Below are 3,921 nucleotides of genomic sequence, written 5' to 3'. Positions count from 1 at the left end.
CTCGACAATATGCGCGATCTGTCAAACGACGCAACGATCGCTTTTCACCCATCTCCCTCATTCCCATTTATGGGTTCACGACCTAATACGGACGAAGCACTGAGAACCAACGCTTTCGTGATAGTGCATTCATGCCCCGAGAATCCTGATGACCGCTACGAACCCCAAGAAAGCCGGCGCTGACTGAAACGGTCGCTGAACGTGCTCTGTGGCGTGCGCCGCCTGACTCTCGGTTTCGGCCATGCCGACTAACAGCGTTTTGATAGGCCATCGCGGGCTAAGCTCTACCGGCGAAAGCCGCGTCAAAGCGGCAGGCAATCAGAAACTAGATCGGCGGCGACGATGATTATGATCAACGTGACGAACACGTGAATCATGCCGACGGCGCCGAGTTGCCGATGATGATGATGCCGACCATGCGTCGCTGATGCTGCCTAACTACAGTGCTGTGTGATCATGCCGATCACCGCGTGACCACGAGCGGCGGCGGTTCGTGGTCAGGTGCGTGGCCGGGATGATCGCGCATGGCCGATTGTTCCTTCGTGCCGCGGGTGTGGGCTTGCGTTCGGTCATGAGGACGTCAGGCGCAACGAAGAAGTTAGATCAGGGCCCCAAACGCGGCTTATCCATGGGGTGGATGATAGCTATCCCTACAATCAATTATACCAATATTACCCAATACTACTAGAAGATCCCCCAATGAAAGCGGCCGGATGGGTATCCGTCTCGCGTAGGCTGAAGCTGCCGGCAAGAATGGGAAGACGAACATGTGCGGGATTGTTGGTATCGTTGGGCAACAGACGGTGTCGGATCGGTTGGTCGACGCATTGAAGCGTTTGGAATATCGCGGCTATGATTCCGCCGGCGTTGCGACGATCACCGAAGGTGTCTTGCACCGCCGGCGCGCCGAGGGCAAGCTCGTCAATCTCGAGAGGAGACTGAAGGAAGAGCCGCTGAGCGGCAACATCGGCATCGGCCACACGCGTTGGGCAACCCATGGGGCCTCGACGGAACGCAATGCGCACCCGCACTTTGCCGACGGTGTCGCCGTCGTCCATAACGGCATCATCGAGAATTTCACCGAGCTGAAGGACGAATTGGCGGCGGCTGGCGCCGAGTTCCAGACCGACACCGACACCGAGGTCATCGCGCATCTCTTGGCAAGACACCGCCGGGAGGGCATGAGGCGGCAAGAGGCGATGCGTGCCATGCTGAAACGCGTCAGGGGCGCCTATGCGCTTGCCGTCCTCTTCGAAGATGATCCGTCGACCATCATGGCGGCGCGCAACGGACCACCGCTGGCGATCGGTCACGGCGACGGCGAGATGTTCCTGGGCTCCGACGCGATCGCGCTTGCTCCCTTCACCAATGAAATTACCTATCTCATCGAGGGCGACTGGGCCATTGTCGGCAATTCGGGCGCCCATATCTTCGATTTCGACGGCCATCCCGTCGAGCGTCCGCGCCATACCTCCACGGCCGCGGCCGATCTGGCCAGCAAGGGCAATCATCGCCACTTCATGGAGAAGGAAATCTACGAGCAGCCCGAAGTCATCGCCCATGCTCTCCGTCACTATAGCAACATCATAGAGAATCGCGCCGACATGGTTTCTGGCATCGATTTCGCCAGGATCCCGAGCTTGGCGATCTCGGCCTGCGGGACCGCCTATCTCGCCGGACTGATCGGAAAATACTGGTTCGAGCGCTATGCGCGCCTGACGGTTGAAATCGACGTTGCGTCCGAATTCCGTTACCGCGAGATCCCGTTGTCGCCGCAGTCGGCGGCTCTTTTCATTTCGCAGTCCGGCGAAACCGCCGATACGCTCGCATCGTTGAGGTACTGCAAGGAGCGTGGGCTGAAAATTGGCGCTATCGTCAATGCCTGCGAATCGACCATCGCTCGGGAGGCCGATGCGGTCTTCCCGATCCTTGCCGGACCGGAGATTGGCGTCGCCTCCACCAAGGCGTTTACCTGCCAGCTTGCGGTTCTAGCCGCACTCGCCATCGGCGCCGCCAGAGCCCGCGGGACCGTAACCGAAGACGAGCTGCAGGCGCTCGTCAGGAGCCTCGCCGAAGTGCCGCGCGTCATGGGCCAGGTACTCAACAGCATCCAGCCGGAGATCGAGTTCCTGTCACGCGAACTGTCAAAGTGTCGTGACGTCCTGTATCTCGGCCGTGGCACCAGTTTCCCGCTAGCGATGGAAGGTGCGCTGAAGCTCAAGGAGATTTCCTACATCCATGCCGAGGGCTATGCGGCGGGTGAATTGAAGCACGGTCCGATCGCATTAATCGACGACAACATGCCAGTGATCGTCATCGCGCCTCATGATCGCTTTTTCGACAAGACCGTCTCCAACATGCAGGAAGTGGCTGCCCGTGGAGGGCGGATTATCCTCATCACCGATGAAAAAGGGGCAGCCGCATCGAAACTCAACACCATGCACACGCTCGTGTTGCCGGCTGTCGACGAGATTATTGCGCCGATGATCTTCTCGCTGCCGATACAGCTTCTTGCCTACCACACGGCGCTCTTCATGGGCACAGACGTAGACCAGCCGCGCAATCTCGCAAAATCGGTCACGGTCGAGTGATTGTGAACCTTTATAGGTGGCGATGCTTGTCCATCTTCGCTGCATCGGCGGTGGAAATTGGTCGAAGGTATCAGCGTCCGCGAGGCTGGCTGGACGGTGCCGCGAATAGCCACTGGAGGCGTCAGTGAGAGTTCGAGTTGCTGTTCAAGAAAGCCATCGGGGAGAATGAGTCGTGTAGGATCGCAGGTCGAATGCGCTACAGCCGATCAGGCCATCTCATGGCGGGCAGGTTCTTAGAACTTGATCAGAAGCAGGTGAGCCGCCATATTCCGACCCGGCTGCCAATTTCAAGTGGCCCATTCCATGGATGAGGCCGGTCCGGCCGAATGGAAGTCCATTTTTTTGATTTGCTGGGTGTGCGCCAGGGTCGGGGAGGAAATCTCCCGATTTGTCAGGCGCTCCCATCTTCTTGGAGATGTTTATGAAGGATTCGCGCATTCCCGAGCCAGTCTTGACGGCTATGTCGCAGGGGACCCACATCATCCGCGCTTATCGTGAGCACCTTGGGTATTCAATCGAGGACCTCGCGGTCGCGTGCGGGCTTGCCGCTCAGGAAATCCAAAACATCGAGCGGGGTCTAAAGTACAATAAGGGCTATCGGAATCGGATAGCGAGATCGCTGTCCATACCTGTGGGAATTCTTGAGGCAGAGTCGGACATATCGGACGCCGCCTGATCAGTCGGATAATCTGCAATGGGTGGAAGACCGTTCTTGTGATGTGACGTTTGCGGCTGATAGTCGTCGCTTGATTCCGTTGGACGCGAATGCCTTCTGGCGCAGTACCGCCAAGAGAATTCTCGTCCACTGTCCGAGTCAGGAACTGCACACGGGCTCGCCGAACAGGAAGTTGGAACGCTTCGTCATGCTGTCTTAGGCGATATAGCCGCCCGGAGTGCTGCGACACGTGCACGATAGCATCGGCTCGCGAGGATGGATTGCTAACGGCGAACCCATGCTAGTCGGCAAGGCGATATTGGCTGGAGCATCAACTCGGCCGACGAGAGTGGCCCCCCATCCTAGGCAGGATCGGCCGACATGGCCGGCATCGCGAGCCGCTCTGAAAAGAGCACAGCGGGCATCCAGACGCTGCCGGGTTGACTATTGGTGTCGGAACCGCAAAAAGGGGCCGCTCTTCATGAGTGGCGTGCGCCGGCAGTCTAACCCCAAGCCCCCCGCCCGGCTGCCGGCGCGCTTCTAGCCGCCTTGATGCACGGCGATAAGCTTTTGACGGCCTGAAGCGACGTTGTGGTCGCCGTTGCGGTGCTTTTCCACGCGCCTCGTCAGGCGCCGGGATTGCTCCGTCGTGATGGCAGGCGGGGGTTTGCAGGT

Annotated in this window: 3 protein-coding genes; all 3 read left to right on the top strand. The window is 58.9% G+C overall.

Features of this window, described 5'->3' with window-relative positions:
* Positions 1-183: hypothetical protein (locus tag NKI63_RS30455; protein WP_352824113.1), on the top strand; the 183-nt coding region annotated here is incomplete at its 5' end.
* A gap of 584 nt (positions 184-767) precedes the next feature.
* Positions 768-2,591 carry a glutamine--fructose-6-phosphate transaminase (isomerizing) gene (gene glmS / locus NKI63_RS30450; RefSeq protein WP_352492867.1) on the top strand — a complete coding sequence of 608 codons (1,824 nt, stop codon included), beginning with the start codon at positions 768-770 and terminating at the stop codon, positions 2,589-2,591.
* A 415-nt stretch (positions 2,592-3,006) separates the two neighbouring features.
* Positions 3,007-3,267, top strand: a complete 261-nt coding sequence (locus tag NKI63_RS30445; protein WP_352496595.1) for a helix-turn-helix domain-containing protein — start codon at positions 3,007-3,009, stop codon at positions 3,265-3,267.
* Positions 3,268-3,921: the final 654 nt, after the last annotated feature.

Source organism: Mesorhizobium sp. M0410, from assembly GCF_040321435.1.
In the GTDB taxonomy this organism is placed as follows: Bacteria; Pseudomonadota; Alphaproteobacteria; order Rhizobiales; family Rhizobiaceae; genus Mesorhizobium.
Note: the sequence above shows the minus strand (reverse complement) of the source record. Positions and strands in the feature narration are given on the sequence as shown.

What these genes read in the sequence shown, in the direction of transcription:
- glmS (WP_352492867.1), top strand. Translation starts at nt 768, where the DNA reads ATGTGCGGGATTGTTGGTATCGTTGGGCAACAGACGGTGTCGGATCGG.
- NKI63_RS30445 (WP_352496595.1), top strand. Translation starts at nt 3,007, where the DNA reads ATGTTTATGAAGGATTCGCGCATTCCCGAGCCAGTCTTGACGGCTATG.